Here is a 23,724-nt window from a genome sequence, read left to right on the forward strand (position 1 = left end):
GGGGCGCTCACAACGGGTGCATAGACTTTGCAGGGACGATAGAAGCGTCCCCCACAGCATTTTTCCGCGCCCGTGGCATCCAGCACCAGGAGAACGAACAGCAATGGCAGCAGCAAAGAGCAACACCAACTGGTTCGCGATCGGCATCTCGATCGCGGTCGTCGTCGTTCTCGTGGCGCTCGGCGCACTCGTGGTCATCCTCAACAACCAGGCCAATGACCCAGGCACCGCGCCGCAGAGTGCGATCGTCAACGAGGAGACCGGGGCCATCGTATTCGGCGACGGCGAGGACACCGTCGACACGTACGTCGACTTCATGTGCCCGATCTGCGGCGACTTCGAGCAGTCGTACGGCGAGCAGCTGCAGACGGCGGCGGCCAACGGCGACATCACGCTGAACATCCACCCCGTGTCGATCCTGAACCGGCTGTCGCAGAACACCGAGTTCTCCACCCGCGCCGGCAGCGCGATGTACTGCGTCGCCGCAGAAGCCCCTGACTCCACACTGGACTTCTTCAACTCGATGTTCGCGAACCAGCCTGAAGAGAACTCGGCAGGCCTCTCTGACGACGAGCTCGCCGCTCTGGCCGAAGAAGCCGGAGCAGGCGCCGCGGCCGAGTGCATCGCAGACGGCACCTACATGGACTTCGTCGACGCCCAGACGGATGCTCATGACATCCAGGGCACACCGACCGTCGAGGTCAACGGCAAACGCCTGGACCTGCAGGCGGGTGAGATCACCGAGATGGAGAAGCTGCTCGGCTGATCCGTCGATCTCCCACGCATCTCAAGTTGCCGGATCGCATCCGGACGGATAAGATAGACCGTTGGTGCCTTGCGCCGTGTTCCGGCATGTCCGTCCGGTGCGGCACCACATCACTCATCCACCGCAGATCGACCGGTCTGCAGAAGCGTCAGCGAGGCTATGGCTAAGAAAGACGGTGTCATCGAGATCGAGGGCGTGATCTCCGAGGCTCTGCCCAACGCGATGTTCCGCGTTGAGCTCAGCAACGGGCACAAGGTCCTTGCAACGATCTCCGGAAAGATGCGGCAGAACTACATCCGCATCATCCCCGAAGACCGCGTGGTCGTGGAGCTCAGCCCCTACGACCTCACCCGCGGCCGTATCGTCTACCGCTACCGCTGATCGGTCGAGAAGTAACGGCACGCCATAGGGCGTGCACGAAGACAGCGAACAGGAAACACAATGAAGGTCAAGCCCAGCGTCAAGCCCATGTGCGATCACTGCAAGGTGATCCGCCGTCACGGCCGCGTCATGGTCATCTGCAAGAGCAACCCGCGCCACAAACAGCGCCAGGGCTGATCTACGGATCCGACTCACAACTGAACACATAAAGGCAGGATCAAGACGCTTCGACGGCCCTTCGACAAGCTCAGGGACCGAACAAGCTGACACCTCGGGACAGAGGCCCGGGTCCACATCCTGCTCCACACCTCTACACATCCCAGGAGAACCGCATGGCACGTCTTGCCGGCGTTGACATCCCGCGCGACAAGCGCGTGGTGATCGCCCTTACCTACATCTACGGCATCGGCCGTACCCGCTCCGTCGAGATCCTCAAGGCGACCGAGATCGACGAGTCGGTCCGCGTCAAGGACCTCAGCGACGAGCAGCTGATCACTCTTCGCGACCACATCGAAAGCAGCTACAAGGTGGAGGGTGACCTGCGCCGCGAGGTCACCGCCGACATCCGCCGCAAGGTCGAGATCGGCTCGTACGAGGGCATCCGCCACCGTCGTGGCCTGCCCGTCCGCGGTCAGCGCACCAAGACCAACGCCCGTACCCGTAAGGGCCCGAAGCGCACCGTCGCCGGCAAGAAGAAGGCCCGCTAAGCAGCGGCCAGGGAATAGGAGAACACTTTCATGGCTGCACCCAAGGCCGCCGCGCGCAAGCCGCGCCGCAAGGAAAAGAAGAACATCGCGCTGGGCCAGGCCCACATCAAGTCGACGTTCAACAACACGATCGTCTCGATCACCGACCCGTCCGGCGCTGTCATCAGCTGGGCATCCTCCGGTGGAGTGGGCTTCAAGGGCTCGCGCAAGTCGACGCCGTACGCCGCAGGCATGGCTGCCGAGTCGGCCGCCCGCCAGGCGCAGGAGCACGGCGTCAAGAAGGTCGACGTCTTCGTGAAGGGTCCTGGCTCCGGCCGCGAGACCGCGATCCGCTCGCTGACGGCCGCAGGCCTCGAGGTCGGCTCGATCCAGGACGTCACCCCGCAGGCGCACAACGGATGCCGCCCGCCGAAGCGCCGTCGCGTCTGATCCGGTTGCTGCGAGGGATGCTTCGGCATCCCTCGCATCGCCCGCCCTTCGACAGGCTCAGGAGCGGGCGCCTGACTTTAAAAACTCAACACCTCACCCCACCACATGTCATATAGCGGGCATGTGATCGAAAGGAACACAGAGTGCTCATTGCACAGCGTCCCACACTGACCGAGGAAAAGATCGCCGAGGACCGCAGCCGGTTCATCATCGAACCGCTCGAGCCCGGCTTCGGCTACACGATCGGAAACGCACTGCGTCGCAGCCTGCTCTCGTCGATCCCCGGCGCTGCTGTCACCAGCATCCGCCTCGACGGCGTGCTGCACGAGTTCAGCACCATCCCCGGCGTGAAGGAGGATGTCACCGAGATCATCCTCAACATCAAACAGCTCGTCGTCTCTTCCGAGCGCGACGAGCCCATCACGGCGTACCTGCGCAAGACCGGTTCCGGCGAAGTGACCGCCGCTGACATCTCGGCTCCGGCCGGTGTCGAGGTGACCAACCCCGAGCTGGTCATCGCGACGCTCAACGACACCGCGAAGTTCGAGCTCGAGCTCACGATCGAGCGCGGCCGCGGCTACGTGTCGGCGACCCAGAACCGCAACGAGTACGCCGAGGCCGGGCAGATCCCCGTCGACTCGATCTACTCGCCCGTTCTCAAGGTCAGCTACCGCGTCGAGGCGACTCGTGCCGGTGAGCGCACCGACTTCGACAAGCTGATCCTCGACGTCGAGACGAAGAACAGCATGCTTCCGCGTGACGCCGTCGCGTCGGCAGCGAAGACCCTGACCGAGCTGTTCGGTCTGGCTCGTGAGCTGAACGTCGAGGCCGAGGGCATCGAGATCGGTCCGGCACCTGTTGAGCCCGTGCTCTCCAGCGAACTGTCGATGCCGATCGAGGACCTCGACCTGTCGGTCCGCTCGTACAACTGCCTCAAGCGCGAGGGCATCAACACGGTGTCCGAGCTCGTGGCACTGTCCGAGACGCAGCTCATGAACATCCGCAACTTCGGCCAGAAGTCGGTCGACGAGGTGCGCGACAAGCTCATCTCGCTCGGTCTGTCGCTCAAGGATTCGGTGCCCGGTTTCGACGGCGCCCACTTCTACGGCGCAGGCGAAGACGAGTCCTTCTGACCTTCCCGAAATTCTGACCAGGAGTTAGATCAATATGCCTAAGCCCACAAAGGGTCCCCGCCTCGGAGGCGGCCCCGCCCACGAGCGTCTGCTGCTTGCCAACCTTGCCGCGGCCCTCTACACCCACAAGTCGATCAAGACGACCGAGACCAAGGCCAAGCGCCTTCGTCCGCTCGCTGAGCGCCTGATCACGTTCGCCAAGCGCGGCGACCTGCACGCTCGTCGCCGGGTGCTGTCGATCATCGGCGACAAGCAGGTCGTTCACACCCTCTTCACCGAGATCGCACCGCTGGTCGCCGACCGTGAGGGCGGCTACACCCGCATCACGAAGGTCGGAAACCGCAAGGGCGACAACGCACCCATGGCAGTGATCGAGCTCGTCCTCGAGCCCGTCACTCCGAAGAAGAAGGCGACCGCCAAGGCTGAGCCGAAAGCCGAGAAGGCTCCCAAGGCCGAAGAGACCCCGAAGGCCGATGACGCTGCTGCCGCCGGTGCCGAGTCGCAGGAGGAGGGCGCAGCCGCTGAGACTGCCGCCGCCGCTGCACTCGTCGACGGTGGCTTCGGTGCCGACTCCGCTCCTGCGAACGAGGACGGCTCGGCGCCCGAGGGCTTCGACATCAAGGGCAACAAGGACTCGATGAAGTTCCACCGTCCCGACGGTCAGTGGTACGACGCGACGGTCGCCGAGGTCTGGTTCCGCACCGCCGAGGCCGCTGAGGCCGCAGGATTCGTCGAGGCAGGCAAGTAACACGCCGCCCCGGAGTTCTTCCGCAGAGAAGGCCCGCCATCCCGTTCAGGGAAGGCGGGCCTTCTCGCGCTGCGACATCGGCCGGATGCCGGTCGGCTGGATGCCGGATGCCGGATGCCGGCAGCGCGCGCGATAGTCTGACGTGGTGCCCGGAACCTCTGAAGAACTCGCTCCACGAATCCGCGGCCCCCGTGCCTATGTGACCTTCGTCGCCATCGGCCTCCTCGCCGGCCTTCTGTCCGGGCTCTTCGGCGTCGGGGGCGGGACGGTCATCGTTCCGCTGCTCGTGCTGCTGCTGAGCTTCGACCAGCGGCTCGGCGCCGGCACCTCACTCGCAGCCATTGTTCCGACTGCGAGCATCGGAGTGATCTCTTACGCCGCATCCGGATCCGTGGCCTGGATTCCCGCCCTCATCCTCGCCGCGGGCGCCGTGATCGGCGCCCAGATCGGCACACGGCTGCTGCCCCGCATCTCCCAGAGCGCGCTGCGCTGGGGCTTCGTCGGCTTCCTCGTGCTGGTCATCATCAGCCTGTTCCTCGTCATCCCCTCGCGGGCGGCCGTCTTCGAACTCGGCTGGCTGAACGGCGCAGGACTCGCTGTCGTCGGCGTGCTCACCGGAATCATCGCCGGCCTCATCGGCGTCGGCGGCGGCGTGATCGTCGTCCCCGTGCTCATGCTCGTGTTCGGCACGAGCGATCTCGAGGCGAAGGGCACCTCGCTGCTCATGATGATCCCCACCGCGATCTCCGGCACGATCGGCAACCTCCGCCACCGCAACGTCGACCTGCTCGCAGCCGGCGTCGTCGGCGTCTCGGCGTGTACCACAACCGCGCTCGGCGCGTGGCTTGCGACGCTGATCGACCCGTTCCTCGGTAACATGCTGTTCGCGGCATACCTCGTGGTGATCGCCGTGCAGATGGCGGTCAAGGCCCTCCGATCGCGGCGGCGCTGACTGCAGCAGTGCCGGGCCGCGGGTTCCGGTCGGTAGAATCGGACCGTGCCTGTGAACTCCGAACTGGTCGGCCGCGAATTCCCGCCGACCCCGCCCTATCTGGTCGGTCGCGAGAAGGTGCGCGAGTTCGCGCGCGCCGTCTTCGCCGATGCCTCGCTGCACACCGACGTCGACGCGGCACGCGCGCTCGGCTACGCCGACGTGGTGGCTCCGCCGACGTTCGCGATGGTCATCCAGGATCAGACTCTGCAGCAGCTGCTGGCAGAGCCGGACTCCGGGATCGAGCTGGCGCGCATCATCCACGCCGAGCAGCGCTTCGCCTACACGCGGCCGATCGTCGCGGGCGATGAGCTTTCCGGGCGCCTCAAGGTCACCGGCATCCGAATGATGGCCGGCAACGCGATGATCACCAGCGAAGCGGAGATCACGGATGCTGCCGGCGAGCACGTCGTCACGGCGACGAGTGTGCTGCTGGTCGGTTCGGACGAGAGCGAGGACGCAGCGTGAGCTACACCATCGGAGACGTCATCGCCGAGCGCACCGTCCACCTCACCCGCGAGTCGCTGGTCCGTTACGCCGGGGCCTCGGGAGACTTCAACCCGATCCACTACCGTGACGACGTCGCGGCATCCGTCGGTCTGCCCGGCGTGCTCGCGCACGGCATGCTGACCATGGGCCTCGCGTCATCAGTGGTCGTGGCGGCTCTCGGCGATTCGTCGAAGATCACCGACTACGGCGTCCGGTTCACCCGCCCGGTCGTGGTCGACCGTGAGACCGGCGCCGACGTCTCGGTGCTCGCCAAGGTCGGAGCGGTCGATGAGCAGACCGTGCGCATCGACCTCACGGTGAAGCACGCCGACACGACAGTCCTCGTCAAAGCCCAGTTGCGCATCGCGCTCTGACGCGCGGGACGACATGACCGAGATCACTCCCATCCCGCTCGCGCAACTGACGACGCTGCGCACCGGCGCCGCACCGGAGCAGATGCTGGATGCGACGACGACGCCCGAGCTCATCGACGCGCTGCGCGATACCTGGTCGCGCGGTGAGGAGTGGTTCGTGCTCGGCGGCGGGTCGAACCTGTTCGCCGGGGACGAGCCGTTCGACGGCGTGGTCATCAGGGTGCTGACCTCCGGCATCGAACGGCTTCCTTCGCCGCACGAGGGCCGCGCGCGCGTGCGTGTGCAGGCCGGGCACGATTGGGACGGGTTGGTCGCCTACACGGTCGAGCACGGGCTCGCCGGCATCGAGGCGATGAGCGGCATCCCAGGCACAGTCGGTGCTGCACCTGTGCAGAACGTCGGAGCGTACGGACAGGAGATCCAGTCGACGCTCGTCGAGGTCGAGCTGATCGACGAGTCGACCGGCGATGTCTCGACCGTGCCGGCGGCCGAGCTCGGACTCGGCTTCCGCACGTCCGTGCTCAAGCACCACCACGGCGGCGTGCCGCTTCGACGTGCCGTGATCCTGTCCGTGACGCTGGACCTCGCAGACGTCGGCTCCGCCGGGCGGGTGGTGAGCGGCGAGCAGCTGCGGCGTGCGCTCGGGCTTTCGGGCGACGCGGCCGAGCAGCCGGTGCCTCTCGAGTGGGTGCGCGAGCAGATCCTGTGGATCCGTGCGGAGAAGGGGATGCTGCTGAACCCCGACGATCCAGACACCGCGAGTGCCGGATCGTTCTTCCAGAACGCGATCGTGCCGGAATCGGTCGCGCTCCAACTGCCGCCCGAGTGTCCGAGATGGCCGGTCACGCCTGATCTGGATGCCGTGACCGTCATCCCGCTCGGCGCATACGACGGTTTCATCGCGCCGACGCGATCCGCGCGCAGCGACGTGAAGGTGAGCGCCGCGTGGCTGATCGAGAACGCCGGCATCTCGAAGGGGTTCCGCCTACCGCGCTCTCGTGCGGGAGTGTCGACCAAGCACGCTCTGGCCCTGACCAACAGGGGACGGGCGACCGCCGCCGAACTGGCCGAGCTCGCCCGATTCATCCAGGCGCGGGTCCAGTCGGAGTTCGGTCTGCTGCTGCAGCCTGAGCCGGTGCTGATCGACGTCGATCTCTGAGAGCGCCGAGCCGTCGCGCCGTCGCGCCGTCGCGCCGTCGGAGCGTCGCGCTACACTCGCCCGCATGAGTGGACTCGTCCCGTACCTGTTCTTCCCCGGCAACGCCCGCGAAGCGCTGACCTTCTACCACGAGGTGTTCGGCGGTGACCTGTCGCTGTTCACGTACGAGCAGTTCAGCCGCACCGACGGACCCGGCGATGCGATCGCGCACGGGATGCTCTCGGGCGCCGTCGAGCTGTTCGGCTCGGACGCCGGCCCCGATCAGGATGCCGTGCACATCGTCGGTGCGACGTTCTCGCTTCTGGGCACCGCGGAGCCTGCCGTGCTGCAGCAGTGGTTCGCGCAGCTGTCAGAGGAGGGCACGGATGTCGACCCGCTGCAGAAGCGCCCATGGGGCGACTTCGACGGTCAGGTGACCGATCGCTACGGCATCCGCTGGCTCGTCGGATATCAGGAGCAACCGGCCGGCGAGTAGAGCGGACTACGCGAACAGGCGCTGCAGGCGCTGCACGCCCTCCAGCAGCTGGTCATCTCCGAGAGCGTACGACAGACGCAGGTAGCCGGACGGGCCGAAGGCCTCGCCGGGCACGACCGCGACCTCGGCCTGGTCCAGGATCAGATCCGCGAGTTCGAGTGACGTCGTCGGGGTGACGCCGCCCCCTGTTCGAGTGGGCCAGGTGCGGTTCAGCAGACCCTGCACGTCGGGGTACACGTAGAACGCGCCGAGCGGGTTCGGCACGCGCACGCCGTCGATCTTGGAGAGCTCTGCGACGATCAGGCGCCGGCGACGGTCGAACGCCTCGCGGAAGCGCTCCGACTCGTCCTGCGGGCCGTTCAGCGCGGCGATCGCGCCCCGCTGGGCGACGTTGTTCACGTTGCTGCTCAGGTGCGACTGCAGGTTGCCGGCGACCTTGATCGCGTCGGCGGGGCCGACCATCCAACCCACGCGCCAGCCGGTCATCGCGTACGTCTTGGCCACGCCGTTCACGAGGATCGTCTGCGCTGCGGCATCCGGAACAGCCTCTACGATCGACGTCGCCTTGACGCCCTCGTAAGTGAGGTTCTGATAGATCTCGTCGGAGACGATCCAGATGCCGTGCTCGAGGGCCCACTCGCCGATCGCCTTCGTCTCCTCCGCCGTGTAGACCGCGCCGGTGGGGTTGGACGGCGAGACGAACACGAGCGCGGTGGTGCGGTCAGTGCGAGCCGCCTCGAGCTGCTCGACGGTGACCTTGTAGTCCTGATCGGCGCCCGCGAAGACCTCGACCGGGATGCCGTCGGCCAGCGCGATCGCCTCAGGGTATGTCGTCCAATAGGGGGCGGGCAGCAGCACCTCATCGCCCGGGTTGAGCACGGTCTGGAACGCCTGGTAGACGGACTGCTTGCCGCCGTTCGTGACGATCACCTGGCTGGGCGAGATCTCGAGACCGGAGTCGCGGAGGGTCTTGGCGGCGATCGCCTCGCGCAGTGCGGGAAGGCCCGCCGCAGGGGTGTAGCGGTAGTTCGCCGGGTCGGCGAGCGCCTCGGCGGCAGCATCCACGACGAACTTCGGCGTCGCGAAGTCGGGCTCACCAGCGGCGTACGAGATGACGGGCTTGCCCTCCGCCTTCAGCGCCTTGGCCTTCGCATCGACCTTGAGGGTCGCGGACTCGGCGATGGCGGACAGTTTGCGGGAGAGAGGGGCGCGTTCGGTCACACCTCAGATGCTACTCGGAGTGGTGCCTCAGAAGACAGCCGCGAGCACCACGGTCAAGAACGACACGACGAATATCACGGTGGGCACGGCGATGCACGCGACGGCGACGCAGAGGGCGACCACTGCGGCCATCATGGGGAGCCGACTCGGGAGCGGATCGACAGGTGGTGACCCTTTGGCAGCCTCGGGCATCGTGCCGACGACGAGTACGGCCGCGGCGCCGATGACGGGCGTCCACCACAGGGCGTGCACGAGCAGGGCGGGAAACGGTGCGAGCCCGAAAGTCCCATCGGTGAAGAATGTCGACGGGCGCTCCAGGAACAGGACGATGTTCGAGGCGACGATCACACCGCAGACTGCGGTGAGCGCGAGCGAGGCGATGCGCCGTATACGTGCCTCGATGCGGCGCCGTGGAGCGAGGATCGACATGGCGGCGAGCGTAACCGACATCCTGTGCGCAGCGTGCACGTTATCCACAGGGGGCTGCGGGCGAAAGTCTAGAGATGAAACTCAGTCTCAGCTAGGATGGATCGGAGTCTCTCACCGTCAGGAGTCATCGATGACCGCCAACATCCCCTACATCCCGCCCGTCGCCGACTACGCCTTCCTCTACGGTGAGGCTTTCGGCCGCGACATCGTCGCCACTGCATCGGGCGGCGCGCTCACGGCTGAGGATGCCGTGGAGATCATCGCGGGCGCCGGCGAGTTCGCCGCCGAGGTCCTCGCTCCGCTCGATGCGCCGGGCGACAGGACCGGGGCCCAGCTCCGTGACGGTGACGTGCACCTGCCCGACGGTTTCGCAGGCGCCTACCAGGCACTCGTCGAAGCGGGCTGGGTCACCGCGACCGCCCCCGAGTCCGCCGGCGGCGACGGCCTGCCGGCATCGGTCGGCGCCGGGCTCGGTGAGATCTGGAACGCCTCCAATGCCGCGTTCGCGCTGTGCTGGATGCTGAGCTCAGGAGCCATCCACGCCCTCGACGCCGCGGCATCCGAAGAGCTTCGCGAGACCTATCTGACCAAGCTCGTCAGCGGCGAGTGGACCGGCACGATGAACCTCACCGAGCCGGATGCCGGCACCGATCTCGGCGCGATCCGCACGATGGCCACCGCGAGGGATGACGGATCGTGGTCGATCAGCGGGCAGAAGATCTTCATCACCTGGGGCGACCACGATGTCGCGGACAACATCGTGCACCTCGTGCTCGCACGCACTCCCGGCGCACCCGACGGCGCCAAGGGGCTCTCGCTGTTCGTCGCGCCGCGCCTCCTGGTGAACGCCGACGGATCACTGGGGGAGCGCAACCGGATCGAGACCGTCGCGATCGAGCACAAGCTCGGCATCCACGCCAGCCCCACCTGCGTGCTCTCGTATGAAGACGCCACCGGCTACCTCGTGGGAGAGCTGCACGGCGGGCTCGCCGGCATGTTCGTGATGATGAACTCCGCCCGCGTGGGCATGGGCCACCAGGCGACCGGCATCTCGGACCGCTCTTACCAGGGGGCTGCCTCATACGCCGCAGCACGGCTGCAGGGGCGCGTGCTCGACCGGCCGGCCGGTACGACCATCGCCGAGCATCCTGATGTGCGCCGCATCCTCGGCTCGATGTCGAGCCAGGTGTTCGCCATGCGTGCTCTGTCGGTGTTCGTCGGCGACCTGTTCGATCGCGCCGACAGCGGCGAAGATGCGCTCCGCCTGGCCGAGCTTTTCGTCCCCATTCTCAAGGGGTGGACGAGCGAGGAGGCGCTCCGCGTGACCTCCGACGGCATCCAGGTCCACGGCGGCATGGGATTCATCGAGGAGACCGGCGCCGCGCAGCACTATCGGGATGCCCGCATCGTGCCGATCTACGAGGGCACCACCGCGATCCAGGCCAATGACCTCATCGGACGCAAGGTGCTGCGCGACCAGGGGGCGACCGTGGCTGAGTTGTTCGCTCAGATCGAGCAGACCGTGGCCGCGCTGCGGGGCGCGCCGCTCGCGGATCGGTTGACTCGCGCGCTCGATGCCGCTCGTCGCGCGACCGAGGCGGTGCTCGGATTCGCCGAGTCTCCGCGCGACGCCTACGCCGTCAGTGTCCCGTACCTCATGCTGCTCGGCACGCTCGCCGGCGGATGGATGCACGCGCTCGCCGCGGTCGCGGTCGCCGGGCATGAGACGCCGGCGGAGACGGATGCCGCGCGCCTGACGGATGCGGATTTCTACGCCGCCCTCCACCTCCCGCGCGTGCACGCGCTCGCCGAGACGGTCGCCGCGGGTGAGATCTGACTTCGTCTCGCTGGCGCTCGCTCAGTCCGTTTCGTCTCGCTCTGCTCGCTCAACGACCCGTGGAGCGGGGTGCGGTGAGATCTGACTTCGTCTCGCTGGCGCTCGCTCAGTCCGTTTCGTCTCGCTCTGCTCGCTCAACGACCCGTGGGGTGCGGTGAGATCTGACTTCGTCTCGCTGGCGCTCGCTCAGTCCGTTTCGTCTCGCTCCGCTCGCTCAACGACCCGTGGGGTGCGGTGAGATCTGACTTCGTCTCGCTCCGCTCGCTCAACGACCCGTGGGGTGCGGTGAGATCTGACTTCGTCTCGCTGGCGCTCGCTCAGTCCGTTTCGTCTCGCTCCGCTCGCTCAACGACCCGTGGAGCGGGGTGCGGTGAGATCTGACTTCGTCTCGCTGGCGCTCGCTCAGTCCGTTTCGTCTCGCTCCGCTCGCTCAACGACCCGTGGAGCGGGGTGAGGCGAGATCTGACTTCGTCTCGCTGGCGCTCGCTCAGTCCGTTTCGTCTCGCTCCGCTCGCTCAACGACCCGTGGGGTGCGGTGAGATCTGACTTCGTCTCGCTGGCGCTCGCTCAGTCCGTTTCGTCTCGCTCCGCTCGCTCAACGACCCGCGGAGCGGGGTGAGGCGCGGGGCGTTGAGCGAGGAGCGCAGCGACGAAGACGAAACGGGTTGAGCGAGCCGCAGGCGAGTCGAAACCGTCGCGCGGCGCAGCACACGACGAAGGTCGGATGCCGCAGCATCCGACCTTCGTGTGATCGCAGTCAGTCCGTCTCGACCAGGAACTTCGAGTAGGCGGAGGTGGTGAGGAACGCGGGGAATTCCACGCCCAGAGACACCTCGCGGAACAGCTCGGCGGCGTCGTCGAACCGGTCGCCCGCAGCGCGGGTGGCCTGGGCCAGCACGTCGGTGATCAGACCCTCGATGTACTCCGGCGTGATGCGAGTGCCATCCTCGGTGGAGCGATCCTGGTGGATCCACTGCCAGACCTGTGAGCGCGAGATCTCCGCGGTCGCCGCATCCTCCATCAGGTTGTCGATCGCGACGGCGCCGAGCCCGCGCAACCACGCCTCGATGTAGCGGATCGCCACCGAGACGTTCTCGCGCACTCCCTTGCTCGTGATCGGGCGACCGATACGCAGGTCGAGCAGGTCTTCCGGGCGCACGCTCACATCGTCGCGCTGGCGGTCGAGCTGGTTCGGGCGACCGTCGAGCACCGCGTCGAACTCGGCCTGAGCGGTCGGGATCAGATCGGGGTGCGCGACCCACGTGCCGTCGAAGCCGTCTGCGGCCTCGCGCTTCTTGTCGGCCGCGACCTTCTCGAGCGCCGTCGCAGTCGCCTCGGGGTCGCGGCGGTTCGGGATCGATGCACTCATGCCGCCGATCGCGAAGGCTCCGCGCTTGTGACACGTCTGCACGAGCAGCTCGGTGTATGCGCGCATGAACGGCACGGTCATCGTGACCTCGCTGCGATCCGGCAGCACGAAGCGTGCGCCGCGACCGCGGTAGTTCTTGATGATGGAGAAGATGTAGTCCCAGCGTCCGGCGTTCAGGCCCGCGCAGTGATCGCGCAGTTCGAACAGGATCTCGTCCATCTCGAAGGCAGCGGGCAGGGTCTCGATCAGCACGGTCGCGCGGATCGTGCCGTGCTCGATGCCGATATAGTCCTCGCTGAAGGTGAACACGTCGTCCCACAGCTTGGCCTCTTCGCTGGACTCGAGCTTGGCGATGTAGAAGTAGGGTCCGCGGCCGGACTCGATCAGCGCCTTCGCGTTGTGCAGGAAGTAGAGCCCGAAGTCGACGAGCGACGCGGATGCCGCCATGCTGCGCCCCGTGCGGTCGATGAACGTCAGGTGCTTCTCGGTGAGGTGCCAGCCCCGCGGTCGCATCACGATCGTGGGCGTCTGCTGGGCCGTGACCTCGTAGGTCTTGCCTTCGGGTGATGTGAAGCTCAGCTCGCCGCGGATCGCATCGCGCAGCGACAGCTGGCCGCCGATCACGTTCGCCCAGGTGGGGCTGGTGGCATCCTCCTGGTCGGCGAGCCAGACCTTCGCGCCGGAGTTCAGCGCGTTGATCGTCATCTTCGGGTCGGTCGGTCCGGTGATCTCCACGCGGCGGTCCTCGAGACCGGGACCTGCTCCTGCGACCTGCCATTCGGCGTCGTCACGGATGTGGCGGGTGTCGTCGCGGAAGCGGGGGTCGTGGCCGTTGCCGATCTCGAAGCGGCGGCGCATGCGATCGGCGAGTCGGTCGTGCCGCCGGTTCGCGAAGCGGTGGTGCAGCTCGCTGAGGAAGGCGATCGCCTCTGGTGTGAGGATCTCGTCGAACCGGTCGCGCATCGAGCCGGTGACGTGCAGCGCAGGACCCTGCTGGATCGTCTGCGTCGGCGCGGTGGTCGGCGTGGCGGTGGGAGTGGTCATGGCGAGCTCCTTACGGTCTTCCCGGTAACTGAACCGAGTGGCTTTGAGACCACTCTGAGTGAAGTTCCACCACCTGACCGAACAATTCCGATGTGAAGATTGGTCGAATTTCTGCATTCGTGACAGAATCGCCTCCATGAGCACCATTGACGCTGCAGAAGACACCGACGCTCTCACGATCGGCCGGCGCATCAGGCAACTCCGCACGGCCCGCGGGATGACGCTCGAAGACCTCGCCACCGCGGTCGAGAGGGCGCCGAGCCAGCTCTCGATGATCGAGACGGGCAAGCGCGAGCCGAAGCTCACCCTGCTGCAGGCGATCGCCCGTGCGCTCGGCACCGGCATCGATGCGTTGCTCGAGGGCGAGCCGCTCGACGAGCGCAGTGCGGCGGAGATAGCGCTCGAGCGGGCGATGAAGGGACAGACGTTCCAGGCGCTCGGTATCGATCCGTTCCGCATCGGCAAGAGCGTGCCGACGGACGCGCTCAAGGCCATGCTCGCCCTGCACGGCGAGATCGATCGACTGAAGGACGAACGCGCGGCGACGCCCGAGGAGGCCCGCAGGGCCAACGTGGAACTGCGCCACCTGATGCGCCGGCAGGACAACCACTTCGCAGAACTCGAGGCGAAGGCATCCGAGATTCTCGACGCCGTGGGGCACCCAGGTGGCCCGCTGACTCAGCGCACAGCATCCGAGATCGCCGCCTACTTGGGCTTCACGCTGCATTATGCTCCCGACCTTCCGCAGACCACGCGCAGCGTCGCCGACCTGGCGAACGGCCGGCTGTATCTCTCGAGCAGCGTGCCGGCCAAGGGCGATGCGCGCACCGCGGTGCTGCAGGCGCTGTCGAGCCGGATGCTCGGTCACTCGGAGCCGCGCAGCTATGCCGAGTTCCTGCGCCAGAGGGTGGAGACGAACTATCTCACCGGCGCCCTGATGATTCCCGAGGCGCACGTCGTGCCGTCGCTGAAGGCGGCGAAGGAGCGGCGGGCGATCTCGATCGAAGACCTGCGCGATGCGTACTCGGTTTCGTACGAGACCGCGGCGCACCGCTTCACGAACCTCGCCACGAGGCACCTCGACATCCCGGTGCACTTTCTGAAGGTGCACGAGTCGGGCACGATCACGAAGGCGTACGAGAACGACGACGTGAACTTTCCGACCGATCGGCTCGGCTCGATCGAGGGGCAGATGTGCTGCCGCCGCTGGACCAGTCGCGTCGTATTCGACGAGGATGACCGCTTCAACCCGTATTACCAGTACACCGACACCGGCAATGGCACCTATTGGTGCACGGCACGGGTCGAGTCATCCAGCGAGGGTCTGCACTCGGTGAGCGTGGGCGTGCGATTCGACGACACCAAGTGGTTCGTGGGACGCGACACCACGAACCGTGGCGTCTCCAAGCATTCGGTCGAAGCGTGCTGTCGACGCGCTCCGGCCGACTTGGAGGAGCGCTGGCGGGAGCAGTCCTGGCCGAACGTCAAGACCCCTCGGACGCTGCTCGCGACGCTGCCGACCGGCGCGTTCCCCGGGGTCGACACGACGGACGTGTACGAATTCCTGGAGGCGCACGCGCCGCGCTGAATCGCGCCTGACGCCCGAGACCGAGCTTGCGGCACGAGACCGAGTCATACAGCGTCGGTCTCGTGCTGCAGAGTCGGTCTCGCGGGGTAGTCGATGCGCTCAGTCGCGGGCGGTCTGCAGCGCCGCCCACAGCTCGGCGCGGGCGGGGAACGAACTCAGATCGAGGTTCAGCAGCCCGGCCGCCTGGGTGATCCGCGATCTGAGCGTGTGGCGATGGATGCCGAGAGCCGCAGCGGCGGACTCGTAGCGCGCGTCGTGCTCGAGCCAGACCCGCAGCGAATACTCCAGCTCGGAGTGCGGTCGGATCGGCGCCAGCCGTGATTCCGCGACCAGTCTGGCCTCGTCCGTGGCGAAGGCGGTGAGGATGCTGGATGCCACGGTGTCCACGTAGCGCACCGCCCCCTGATCGTTGTGCCTGAGCGCGACGATGGCCTGCGCGTGCGCCTTGGAGAAGGCGCCGTACCCCTCCGGCGCCGAGACTCCGAGGCGGATGCCGAAACGCGTCGCGACCTCGTCGAACAGATCCTCATCTCCGGCGGAGACGCAGACTGTGAGTCCTTCGTCCGACGAGGCGGCGAACACCGCCGTGCCGTGCTCGGCCTGTCTGCGATCCCACCACTCTGCGATCGCATCCGCCGGAGCATCGGCATCCGCCACCGCGACGACCACGGGCGAGACCGGAAGCGAACCGAGCACGCGGCGCGCGAGCGTCGGGTCGTCGAGAAGCAGTGAGGCGAGCACCTGAGAGCGCAGCCGTCGACGGCCGCGCTCGAGCTGGTCGTTCTGCTCGAGAGCGAGCCCGGCCATCGCGATCACGGACGTCACGACCGCCCTCGCTTCGGGGTCGAGTGAAGCCGTTCCGACGGCGATCACGCCTCGCAGGTGACCGCTGCGGCCCAGGGTGAAGAGCGTGAAGGACTCCGACCCGAGCGTCAGCGACTGTCCGGCCTGCCCGCCCCTCGTGATCAGCTCGGTGGCGCGGACGGAGAGGTCGGTCACATCGTCGGCGGGCAATCGGCCATGCGGATGCTCGTGCACCAGCACTCCGGTCGCATCGAACATCCCCACCCACTGCTCCAGCCGCCTCGCTAACTCGGACAGCGTGGATTCCAACCCGCGAGGCCTGAGCGCCGCACGCGCGAGCGCTCGCTGGGTCTCCAGCGCCCAGGTGCGCCTCGCATACGCCTGCGCGGCGATCGCCTCGGAGTGGGCTCGGGCGACGGCGATGAATGGTGTGTCGTATGGCACCTCGAACAGGGGGATGCCCGCGACCGCGCACGCGTGCACCAGTTGGTCGGGGATGCCGGAGAGCGTGCCGCTCGCACCGAAGCCGATACCGGTGCCGAACCCCAGCCCCACGACGCCGCGCGCGGCGAGGCGATCGACATACTCCTTGATGCCGGCATCGTCCTGCTGGTCGAGCTGCGACCCGGTCGTGAGCAGCGCGAGGTCGTCGGCGAGGAACGGCGTCGGATCGGCGAGGTCGGAGGAATGCACCCAGCGCATCGGTCGATCGAGTGCGCCTTCGCGCAGGGCGCCCTCGACGGAGACGAGTCGCAGACCGAGATCGCCGCGTCGCAGAAGCGCGCGCAGTGTCGGCTGGTCCATGAGCGACTCCGTTGTACAAGAGGGCGACCAATTATTCAAGATTGTACAGTCGGGCGAGTGCGGCGAGGTGTCGAAGCGGCATACGCTCACGAACATGGCACTTCTCGATGCAGAGACCGAACACCGGACACAGGGCGGCCCCGGACTTCCTCAGCAGCGGCGACTCGTCACGGATCTCCCGGGCCCGCGCTCAGCCGCGATTCTCGCCCGCAAGGCGGATGCGGTTCCGGCCGGCGTCGGGCACACGGTCCCCGTCGCGGCGGTGGCGGCCGGCGGCGGAGTCGTGGTGGATGCCGACGGCAACTCGCTCATCGACCTCGGCAGCGGCATCGCCGTGACAACGGTGGGCAACGCGCACCCGAAGATCGCCGCCGCCGTCGCGGCGCAGGCGGCGCAGTTCACGCACACCTGCTTCATGATCTCGCCGTACGAGTCGTACATCGAGGTCGCAGAAGCGCTCAACCGGCTCACCCCCGGCGATTTCGCGAAGAAGAGCGCACTGTTCAACTCCGGCGCGGAGGCCGTCGAGAACGCGATCAAGATCGCCCGCAAGCACACCGGCCGCCAGGGTGTCGTCGCCTTCGACCACGGCTATCACGGCCGCACCAACCTCACGATGGCGCTCACCGCCAAGTCGATGCCGTACAAGAGCGGCTTCGGACCGTTCGCGCCCGAGGTGTACCGCGCGCCGATGTCGTACCCGTTCCGCGACGGACTCACCGGTCCGGATGCCGCAGAGCGTGCGATCTCGCAGATGGAGAAGCAGATCGGGGCGGGCAACCTCGCCGCGATCATCATCGAGCCCATCCAGGGCGAAGGCGGCTTCATCGTCCCCGCAGACGGCTTCCTGCCCGCGCTCGCCGACTGGTGCCGTGCGAACGGCGTGGTCTTCATCGCCGACGAGGTGCAGACCGGCTTCGCCCGTACCGGGCACATGTTCGCCAGTGAGATCTTCGGCGTCGTGCCCGATCTGATCACGACCGCCAAGGGCATCGCCGGCGGCCTGCCTCTCGCCGCCGTCACCGGCCGCGCCGAGATCATGGACGCCTCGCACGCAGGTGGCCTCGGCGGCACCTACGGCGGCAACCCGATCGCGTGCGCCGCAGCGCTCGCGGCGATCGACGTGTTCGAGAACGACGGGGTGATCGAGCGCGCGCAGCAGATCGGCACAATCCTCACCGAGCGGCTCACCGCCATGCAGTCGCAGGATCCGCGCATCGGCGACGTCCGCGGACACGGTGCGATGATCGCGGCCGAGTTCGTGGACCCGGAGACGAACGCTCCCGATGCCGCACTCACCGCCGCGGTCGCCAAAGCGGCCATCGCGCAGGGCGTCATCGTCCTCACCTGCGGAACGTACGGAAACGTGATCCGCTTCCTGCCGCCCCTGTCCATCGGTGACGATCTGCTCATCGAAGGGCTCGACGTCGTCGCGGAGGCGCTCGCCGCCGCATAGAACGTCCGGTCGCGATCCGTATCGGGGGATTTCGGATCGCGACCGGCGCTTGTCACACAGATCGCCGAAACGACGAAACCGCTGAAACGACGAAACCGCTGAAACGACGAAGGAGTTGCTGATGGCTGAGATCACACGGGACGTGCTCATCGTGGGCGCCGGAGCGGCAGGCCTCACCGCCGCCAACGACCTGCGAAAGGCAGGCCTCTCCGTCGCAGTGCTCGAGGCGCGCGACCGCGTCGGCGGACGGTTGTGGACCGACGTCATCGAGGGCGCGATGCTCGAGATCGGCGGCCAGTGGGTCTCGCCCGATCAGGATGCGCTGAAGGAGACGCTCGAAGAACTGGGCCTGTCGACCTACAGCCGCTACCGCGAGGGCGAGAGCGTCTACATCGGCCCATCGGGAGAGCTCACCCGCTTCACCGGCGACATCTTCCCCGTCGCTCCTGCGACCGAGAAGATCATGGTCGAACTCATCGAGAAGCTCGACGCCATGGTCGCCGAGATCGACCCCGACCGGCCATGGGCGCATCCGAACGCCGAGGCGCTCGACGAGGTGTCGTTCGAGCAGTGGCTCGCCGTGCAGACCGACGACCAGGAAGCGCGCGACAACATCGCCCTCTTCATCGCCGGCGCCATGCTCACCAAGCCCGCTCACGCCTTCTCCACGCTGCAGGCGCTGCTGATGGCAGCATCCGCCGGCAGCTTCTCCAACCTCGTCGATGCCGACTTCATCCTCGACGAACGGGTCATCGGCGGTCTGCAGCAGGTGCCGCTGCTGCTCGCGGAGCGCCTGGGAGACGACGTGCTGCTGAATCAGCCGGTGCGATCGCTGGAATGGGGCCCTTCGACAGGCTCAGGGACCGGCGGGGTGACCGCCACCACGGATGACCTGACGGTCAGAGCGCGTTTCGCGATCCTCGCCCACGCGCCAGTGCTCTACAACCGCATCTCGTTCGTCCCGCCGATGCCGCGCCGGCAGCAACAGCTGCACCAGCACCTCTCGATGGGTTTCGTCATCAAGGTGCACGCCGTCTACGACCGTCCGTTCTGGCGCGAACAGGGTCTGAGCGGCACCGCGTTCAGCCCGTACGAGCTCGCGCACGAGGCGTACGACAACACCAACCACGACGATGAGCGTGGAACGCTCGTCGGCTTCGTCTCCGACAAGCATGCCGACGGCGTCTTCGAACTCAGCGCCGAGGAGCGCAAGGAGCGCATCCTCGAATCCCTCTCGCACTACTACGGCCCGGAGGCGAAGAGCCCGGTCGTGTACTACGAGAGCGACTGGGGGAGCGAGGAATGGACGCGCGGCGCGTATGCCGCGAGCTTCGACCTCGGCGGCCTGCACCGCTACGGCAACGACCTGCGCACACCTGTCGGCCCGATCCACTTCGCCTGCAGCGATCTCGCCGGCGCCGGATACCAGCACGTCGACGGAGCCATCCGCATGGGGCATCTCGTCGCCTCCGACATCGTGGAAGCGAGCCGGACCACCAGCGCAGCGGCCGGGAGCGCGGCCACCAGCGCAGCGGCCGGGAGCGAATCGTGAGCGGCGCGATCGTCGTCGGGTACACCGCGACGGATGCCGGAGCCGATGCCGCTGCTCTCGGAGCGCGTCTGGCGCGAAGTCTCGGCGCCCGACTGCATCTGGTCATCGTGCTGCCGTCGGAGGGCACGCGCAGCGCGGCCGTCCCGCCGGAGCGCGCCTATGAGGACGTCATCCGCGCGCAGGGCAAGAGATGGCTCGCCGAGGCGATGACGCACCTGCCGCAGGGGCTGACCCGCAGTGGTCACGTCCGCCTCGGCGAATCCTTCGCCGAGGGTCTGATCGCCGCGGGTGAGGAATTCGGGGCCCGGCTGATCGTCGTGGGCGCTGCCGAGGGGGCGGGCTTCGGCCGGCACCGCCTGGGTGGCGTGGCATCCGCACTCGTGCACTCCTCGCCGATTCCGGTGGCGCTGGCGCCGGCTGGGACCGCGCAGGACGAGGTCGACGTCGTCCCGCGCATCACGGCGGCGCTCGGCACCCGTGCCGGTGCCGATGTCCTGCTCGGCGAGGCCGTGACGATGGCGACCGACAGCAGCGCTCCGCTGCGCCTCGTCTCCCTGGTGCCGTTCGACGTTCCGCCGGGTCTGGACACCGGCGCGATCCGCGTCGCCGGCGGCGAGCACGCCGACGAGGTGCTGGCCGCGGCCAAGACCGCGCTGCCGCAGGGCGTCGAAGTGTCGGCCGAGCAGGCCCCGGGTGACAGCGTCGAGGATGCCGTCACCCACCTGTCATGGCTTCCCGGCGAGGTCATCCTCGTCGGCTCGAGCCGTCTCGCTCAGCCACGCAGGCTGTTCCTGGGATCCACCGCCGCGAAGATGCTGCGCGTGCTTCCCGTCCCCATGATCGTCGTGCCACGCACCCGCACAGGTGCCCAGGTCGAAGGAGACCTCGCATGAGCACCACACCTCCCACCACAGCTTCGACTCCCGAACCCGCCCCCGTCACCGGAGGCCTCTCGCAGAAGGGCTTGAGCGCCGGAACCGTCGGCCTCATCGGCGCCGTCGTCATCGGCATCTCCTGCATCGCACCTGCATACACGCTCACCGCGGCGCTCGGGCCGACGGTGTCCGAGGTCGGATTCCAGGTGCCGGCGATCATCCTGATCGGCTTCATCCCGATGCTCCTGGTCGCCTTCGGCTACCGCGAGCTCAACCGCTCGATGCCCGACTCCGGCACCTCCTTCACCTGGGCCGCACGTGCATTCGGCCCTTGGGTGGGGTGGATGGCCGGCTGGGGGCTGATCGCGGCGACGATCCTCGTGCTGTCGAATCTCGCCGGCATCGCGGTGGAGTTCCTGTTCCTGTTGATCGATCAGATCGCGGGAAGTCCTGGGACGATCGCCGAGCTCGCCTTCAACCCGTTCATCAATGTCGCGGTGTGCCTGCTGTTCATGCTCGGCGCGACGCTCGTCTCCTATCGCGACATGCAGACCACGCAGAAGCTGCAGTACTACCTCGTCGGCTTCCAGCTGCTCGTGCTGCTGATCTTCTCGATCACGGCGTTCGTGCAGGTCGCGCAGGGCAACGCCTTCGATGCGAGCCCCATCGAGCTGAGCTGGTTCAACCCGTTCGCCGTCGGATCGGTCGGCGCGATCGTCGCCGGGCTCTCGCTGTCGATCTTCATCTTCTGGGGGTGGGACGTGACCCTCACGATGAACGAGGAGACGAAGAACCCCGAGAAGACCCCTGGGCGCGCGGCGACTCTCACGGTCATCACGATCGTCGTCCTCTACCTGCTGCTCTCGATCGCGCTGCTGTCGTTCGCCGGCATCGGCACCGGCGCGCTGGGGCTCGGCAACGAAGACATCCAGAGCAACGTCTTCTTCTACCTGTCCGGACCCATCCTCGGCCCGCTCGCCTTCCTCGTCTCGCTCGCCGTGCTCACGAGCTCGGCCTCATCGCTGCAGTCGACCTTCGTCTCACCCGCACGCACCCTGCTCGCGATGGGGCACTACGGCGCTCTGCCCTCGCAGTTCGCCAAGGTCAGCCCGCGGTTCTTCACGCCGGGCTATGCGACGATCATCGCCGCGGTCGTGGCATCCGCCTTCTACGCCGTCATGCGCTTCATCAGCGAAGACGTGCTGTGGGACACCATCACCGCCCTCGGCATGATGATCTGCTTCTACTACGGCATCACCGCGTTCGCCTGCGTCTGGTACTTCCGCAAGCAGTGGTTCGACTCTGCGCGCACGTTCTTCTTCACGCTGCTGTTCCCACTGGTCGGCGGCATCATCCTTGCCGCGCTGTTCGTGATGACCCTGGTCGACAGCATGAACCCCGACTACGGCAGCGGATCGAACATCGCCGGTGTCGGGCTCGTGTTCATCCTCGGCGTGACCGTGATCGTCGTCGGCATCGTCATCATGATCTGGCAGGCGATCAAGCGCCCCGCCTTCTTCCGCGGTGAGACGCTGACAATGGATGCTCCGCCCAGCCTGCGTCGCCGCTGACGCTCGCGCCCCCCGCACAGATATCCATCCCCGCACAGAAAGAGAGCACGATGACAACCGCACCCAATGAGAAGGCCCTCCTGGACCGCGTCCCCTCGGGACTCTTCATCGGCGGCCAGTGGGTGGATGCCACCGGCGGAGGCACGTTCGATGTGCGCGACCCCGCGACCAACGCCGTGATCCACTCCATCGCGGATGCGACTCCGGACGACGGCATCCGTGCCCTCGATGCAGCCGTCGAGGCGCAGGCCTCCTGGGCCGCGATGCCCGCACGCACCCGCAGCGACATCCTGCGCCGCACGTTCGACCTCGTGCAGGAGCACAAGGAGGACCTGGCGCTGCTGATGACCCTCGAGATGGGCAAACCGCTCGCGGAGTCGCGCGGTGAGGTCGTCTACGGCGGAGAGTTCCTGCGGTGGTTCAGCGAAGAGGCCGTGCGCATCTCGGGCCGCTACGGATCCAACCCGGAGGGCACGGGGCAGATGGTCGTCTCGCAGCGTCCGGTCGGGCCGTCGTTCTTCATCACCCCGTGGAACTTCCCGTTCGCGATGGCGACCCGCAAGATCGCGCCGGCGCTCGCCGCGGGATGCACCGTGGTGATCAAGCCGCCGGCGCTGACGCCGCTGACGACGATGTTCTTCGTCACGCTGCTGGAGGAGGCGGGGCTTCCCGCTGGTGTCGTCAATGTCGTGCAGACGTCGTCGTCATCCAAGCTCTCGGCTCCGATCATCGCCGACCCCCGCCTGCGCAAGCTGTCGTTCACCGGGTCGACCGAGGTGGGGCGCAAGCTCATCGCCCAGGCGGCGGAAGGCGTGCTTCGCGTGTCGATGGAGCTCGGCGGCAATGCCCCGTTCGTCGTCTTCGACGACGCCGACCTCGACAAGGCGGTCGACGGAGCCATGCTGGCGAAGTTCCGCAACATCGGCCAGGCGTGCACGGCGGCCAACCGCTTCATCGTGCACGCGGACGTGGCCGAGGAATTCGCGCGTCGCGTCGCCGAGCGCGTGCAGGCGATGAAGATCGGGCGCGGTACAGAGGACGGCGTCACGATCGGACCCCTCATCGACGCGGATGCCGTGTCGAAGGCATCCGAACTCGTCGAAGACGCCGTCGGGCGGGGTGCGAGCCTGCTCGCGGGTGGCCACGCGATCGACGGCGAGGGAACGTTCTTCGAGCCGACGGTCATCACCGATGTCGCCAAGGGCAGCGACATCCTCCGCGAGGAGATATTCGGCCCCGTGCTCGCGATCGCCACCTTCACCGACGAGGCCGAGGGTGTGCGCCTCGCGAATGACACCGAGTACGGGCTCGTGTCGTACGTCTTCACGGAAGACCTCGCGAGGGGACACCGGATGATCGACGCACTCGAGACCGGCATGATGGGCCTCAACGTGGGCGTCGTATCGAACGCCGCAGCGCCCTTCGGCGGTGTCAAGCAGTCGGGCGTCGGCCGCGAGGGCGGCCTCGAAGGCATCCACGAGTACCTGTCGACCAAGTACACGCTGATCCCGAACTGATCACT

At 67.2% G+C, this 23,724-nt stretch carries 23 protein-coding genes; 19 read left to right on the forward strand and 4 right to left on the reverse strand.

The features are described 5' to 3' along the window. Window positions 1–103 precede the first annotated feature (103 nt). The 12 genes from J1M43_RS04630 (at window position 104) to J1M43_RS04685 (ending at window position 7,652) form a co-directional block, all read left to right on the forward strand. Window positions 104–766 carry a thioredoxin domain-containing protein gene (locus tag J1M43_RS04630; protein ID WP_206476046.1) on the forward strand — a complete coding sequence of 221 codons (663 nt, stop codon included), beginning with the start codon at window positions 104–106 and terminating at the stop codon, window positions 764–766. A gap of 159 nt (window positions 767–925) precedes the next feature. Further along, complete coding sequence (infA, locus tag J1M43_RS04635; protein WP_017201569.1) at window positions 926–1,147, forward strand: translation initiation factor IF-1; 222 nt, start codon at window positions 926–928, stop codon at window positions 1,145–1,147. A gap of 60 nt (window positions 1,148–1,207) precedes the next feature. Continuing rightward, on the forward strand, window positions 1,208–1,324 hold the full coding sequence (gene rpmJ, locus J1M43_RS04640) for a 50S ribosomal protein L36 (RefSeq protein WP_188434530.1): 117 nt from the start codon (window positions 1,208–1,210) through the stop codon (window positions 1,322–1,324). Between the two features lie 155 nt (window positions 1,325–1,479). Further along, entirely contained in the window at window positions 1,480–1,854 is a 375-nt protein-coding gene (gene rpsM, locus J1M43_RS04645; RefSeq protein WP_206476048.1) for a 30S ribosomal protein S13, read from the forward strand. A 30-nt stretch (window positions 1,855–1,884) separates the two neighbouring features. Continuing rightward, a complete protein-coding gene (gene rpsK, locus J1M43_RS04650) occupies window positions 1,885–2,283 on the forward strand; it encodes a 30S ribosomal protein S11 (protein WP_033106075.1) in 399 nt (132 codons plus the stop codon). A gap of 143 nt (window positions 2,284–2,426) precedes the next feature. Beyond that, window positions 2,427–3,416 (forward strand): DNA-directed RNA polymerase subunit alpha, encoded by a 990-nt coding sequence (locus J1M43_RS04655; protein ID WP_206476050.1) that lies wholly within the window; start codon window positions 2,427–2,429, stop codon window positions 3,414–3,416. A 34-nt stretch (window positions 3,417–3,450) separates the two neighbouring features. Beyond that, on the forward strand, window positions 3,451–4,164 hold the full coding sequence (gene rplQ / locus J1M43_RS04660; RefSeq protein WP_206476052.1) for a 50S ribosomal protein L17: 714 nt from the start codon (window positions 3,451–3,453) through the stop codon (window positions 4,162–4,164). Between the two features lie 145 nt (window positions 4,165–4,309). Then, entirely contained in the window at window positions 4,310–5,116 is an 807-nt protein-coding gene (locus J1M43_RS04665) for a sulfite exporter TauE/SafE family protein (protein WP_033106580.1), read from the forward strand. A gap of 45 nt (window positions 5,117–5,161) precedes the next feature. Then, the gene (locus J1M43_RS04670) at window positions 5,162–5,623 is read left to right on the forward strand and encodes a MaoC family dehydratase N-terminal domain-containing protein (protein ID WP_033106078.1); all 462 of its coding nucleotides are present in this window, start codon (window positions 5,162–5,164) and stop codon (window positions 5,621–5,623) included. Continuing rightward, window positions 5,620–6,018, forward strand: coding sequence for a MaoC/PaaZ C-terminal domain-containing protein (locus J1M43_RS04675; protein WP_206476054.1), 399 nt, complete (start codon window positions 5,620–5,622; stop codon window positions 6,016–6,018). Before J1M43_RS04670 ends, J1M43_RS04675 begins: the two co-directional genes overlap by 4 nt. Window positions 6,019–6,031: 13 nt before the next feature. Continuing rightward, window positions 6,032–7,177, forward strand: coding sequence for a UDP-N-acetylmuramate dehydrogenase (locus tag J1M43_RS04680; protein ID WP_206476055.1), 1,146 nt, complete (start codon window positions 6,032–6,034; stop codon window positions 7,175–7,177). 64 nt (window positions 7,178–7,241) lie between these two features. Then, window positions 7,242–7,652: a VOC family protein gene (locus J1M43_RS04685; protein ID WP_206476057.1), complete on the forward strand. Its 411-nt coding sequence runs from the start codon at window positions 7,242–7,244 to the stop codon at window positions 7,650–7,652. A gap of 6 nt (window positions 7,653–7,658) precedes the next feature. Here J1M43_RS04685 and J1M43_RS04690 read toward each other — a convergent pair whose 3' ends face one another. After that, a complete protein-coding gene (locus J1M43_RS04690; protein ID WP_206476059.1) occupies window positions 7,659–8,873 on the reverse strand; it encodes a pyridoxal phosphate-dependent aminotransferase in 1,215 nt (404 codons plus the stop codon). A 27-nt stretch (window positions 8,874–8,900) separates the two neighbouring features. Then, the gene (locus J1M43_RS04695; protein WP_033106083.1) at window positions 8,901–9,302 is read right to left on the reverse strand and encodes a hypothetical protein; all 402 of its coding nucleotides are present in this window, start codon (window positions 9,300–9,302) and stop codon (window positions 8,901–8,903) included. A gap of 130 nt (window positions 9,303–9,432) precedes the next feature. Here J1M43_RS04695 and J1M43_RS04700 point away from each other — a divergent pair, with 130 nt between their 5' ends. Further along, on the forward strand, window positions 9,433–11,139 hold the full coding sequence (locus tag J1M43_RS04700; protein ID WP_206476061.1) for an acyl-CoA dehydrogenase: 1,707 nt from the start codon (window positions 9,433–9,435) through the stop codon (window positions 11,137–11,139). 757 nt (window positions 11,140–11,896) lie between these two features. On the opposite strand, the gene aceB is transcribed toward J1M43_RS04700, so the two are convergent. Beyond that, the gene (aceB, locus tag J1M43_RS04705; protein ID WP_206476063.1) at window positions 11,897–13,552 is read right to left on the reverse strand and encodes a malate synthase A; all 1,656 of its coding nucleotides are present in this window, start codon (window positions 13,550–13,552) and stop codon (window positions 11,897–11,899) included. Window positions 13,553–13,688: 136 nt separating this feature from the next. Here aceB and J1M43_RS04710 point away from each other — a divergent pair, with 136 nt between their 5' ends. Further along, window positions 13,689–15,140: a helix-turn-helix transcriptional regulator gene (locus J1M43_RS04710; protein ID WP_206476065.1), complete on the forward strand. Its 1,452-nt coding sequence runs from the start codon at window positions 13,689–13,691 to the stop codon at window positions 15,138–15,140. A gap of 99 nt (window positions 15,141–15,239) precedes the next feature. Here the strand turns inward: J1M43_RS04710 and J1M43_RS04715 are convergent, their stop codons facing one another. Further along, window positions 15,240–16,748 (reverse strand): PucR family transcriptional regulator, encoded by a 1,509-nt coding sequence (locus tag J1M43_RS04715; RefSeq protein WP_206476067.1) that lies wholly within the window; start codon window positions 16,746–16,748, stop codon window positions 15,240–15,242. A gap of 94 nt (window positions 16,749–16,842) precedes the next feature. Here J1M43_RS04715 and gabT point away from each other — a divergent pair, with 94 nt between their 5' ends. The 5 genes from gabT (at window position 16,843) to J1M43_RS04740 (ending at window position 23,719) form a co-directional block, all read left to right on the forward strand. After that, window positions 16,843–18,204, forward strand: a complete 1,362-nt coding sequence (gabT, locus tag J1M43_RS04720) for a 4-aminobutyrate--2-oxoglutarate transaminase (protein WP_206476069.1) — start codon at window positions 16,843–16,845, stop codon at window positions 18,202–18,204. Window positions 18,205–18,325: 121 nt separating this feature from the next. Then, entirely contained in the window at window positions 18,326–19,756 is a 1,431-nt protein-coding gene (locus J1M43_RS04725) for an NAD(P)/FAD-dependent oxidoreductase (protein ID WP_206476071.1), read from the forward strand. Then, a complete protein-coding gene (locus tag J1M43_RS04730; protein ID WP_206476073.1) occupies window positions 19,753–20,649 on the forward strand; it encodes a universal stress protein in 897 nt (298 codons plus the stop codon). The genes J1M43_RS04725 and J1M43_RS04730 overlap by 4 nt, the downstream gene beginning before the upstream one ends. After that, window positions 20,646–22,202, forward strand: coding sequence for an APC family permease (locus tag J1M43_RS04735; protein ID WP_206476075.1), 1,557 nt, complete (start codon window positions 20,646–20,648; stop codon window positions 22,200–22,202). Before J1M43_RS04730 ends, J1M43_RS04735 begins: the two co-directional genes overlap by 4 nt. Before the next feature lie 50 nt (window positions 22,203–22,252). Beyond that, entirely contained in the window at window positions 22,253–23,719 is a 1,467-nt protein-coding gene (locus J1M43_RS04740; protein WP_206476077.1) for an NAD-dependent succinate-semialdehyde dehydrogenase, read from the forward strand. The last annotated feature ends 5 nt before the right edge of the window (window positions 23,720–23,724 follow it).

Source organism: Microbacterium sp. KRD172, assembly GCF_017168295.1.
Lineage (GTDB): Bacteria > Actinomycetota > Actinomycetes > Actinomycetales > Microbacteriaceae > Microbacterium > Microbacterium profundi.

Bases quoted from the DNA above. Each gene is read 5' to 3' on its own strand.
- rpmJ (WP_188434530.1), top strand. From the start codon at position 1,208: ATGAAGGTCAAGCCCAGCGTCAAGCCCATGTGCGATCACTGCAAGGTG.
- rpsM (WP_206476048.1), top strand. From the start codon at position 1,480: ATGGCACGTCTTGCCGGCGTTGACATCCCGCGCGACAAGCGCGTGGTG.
- J1M43_RS04725 (WP_206476071.1), top strand. From the start codon at position 18,326: ATGGCTGAGATCACACGGGACGTGCTCATCGTGGGCGCCGGAGCGGCA.
- J1M43_RS04700 (WP_206476061.1), top strand. From the start codon at position 9,433: ATGACCGCCAACATCCCCTACATCCCGCCCGTCGCCGACTACGCCTTC.
- infA (WP_017201569.1), top strand. From the start codon at position 926: ATGGCTAAGAAAGACGGTGTCATCGAGATCGAGGGCGTGATCTCCGAG.
- J1M43_RS04685 (WP_206476057.1), top strand. From the start codon at position 7,242: ATGAGTGGACTCGTCCCGTACCTGTTCTTCCCCGGCAACGCCCGCGAA.
- rplQ (WP_206476052.1), top strand. From the start codon at position 3,451: ATGCCTAAGCCCACAAAGGGTCCCCGCCTCGGAGGCGGCCCCGCCCAC.
- J1M43_RS04695 (WP_033106083.1), bottom strand. From the start codon at position 9,302: ATGTCGATCCTCGCTCCACGGCGCCGCATCGAGGCACGTATACGGCGC.
- gabT (WP_206476069.1), top strand. From the start codon at position 16,843: ATGGCACTTCTCGATGCAGAGACCGAACACCGGACACAGGGCGGCCCC.
- J1M43_RS04680 (WP_206476055.1), top strand. From the start codon at position 6,032: ATGACCGAGATCACTCCCATCCCGCTCGCGCAACTGACGACGCTGCGC.
- aceB (WP_206476063.1), bottom strand. From the start codon at position 13,552: ATGACCACTCCCACCGCCACGCCGACCACCGCGCCGACGCAGACGATC.
- J1M43_RS04715 (WP_206476067.1), bottom strand. From the start codon at position 16,748: ATGGACCAGCCGACACTGCGCGCGCTTCTGCGACGCGGCGATCTCGGT.
- J1M43_RS04630 (WP_206476046.1), top strand. From the start codon at position 104: ATGGCAGCAGCAAAGAGCAACACCAACTGGTTCGCGATCGGCATCTCG.
- J1M43_RS04710 (WP_206476065.1), top strand. From the start codon at position 13,689: ATGAGCACCATTGACGCTGCAGAAGACACCGACGCTCTCACGATCGGC.
- rpsK (WP_033106075.1), top strand. From the start codon at position 1,885: ATGGCTGCACCCAAGGCCGCCGCGCGCAAGCCGCGCCGCAAGGAAAAG.
- J1M43_RS04740 (WP_206476077.1), top strand. From the start codon at position 22,253: ATGACAACCGCACCCAATGAGAAGGCCCTCCTGGACCGCGTCCCCTCG.
- J1M43_RS04735 (WP_206476075.1), top strand. From the start codon at position 20,646: ATGAGCACCACACCTCCCACCACAGCTTCGACTCCCGAACCCGCCCCC.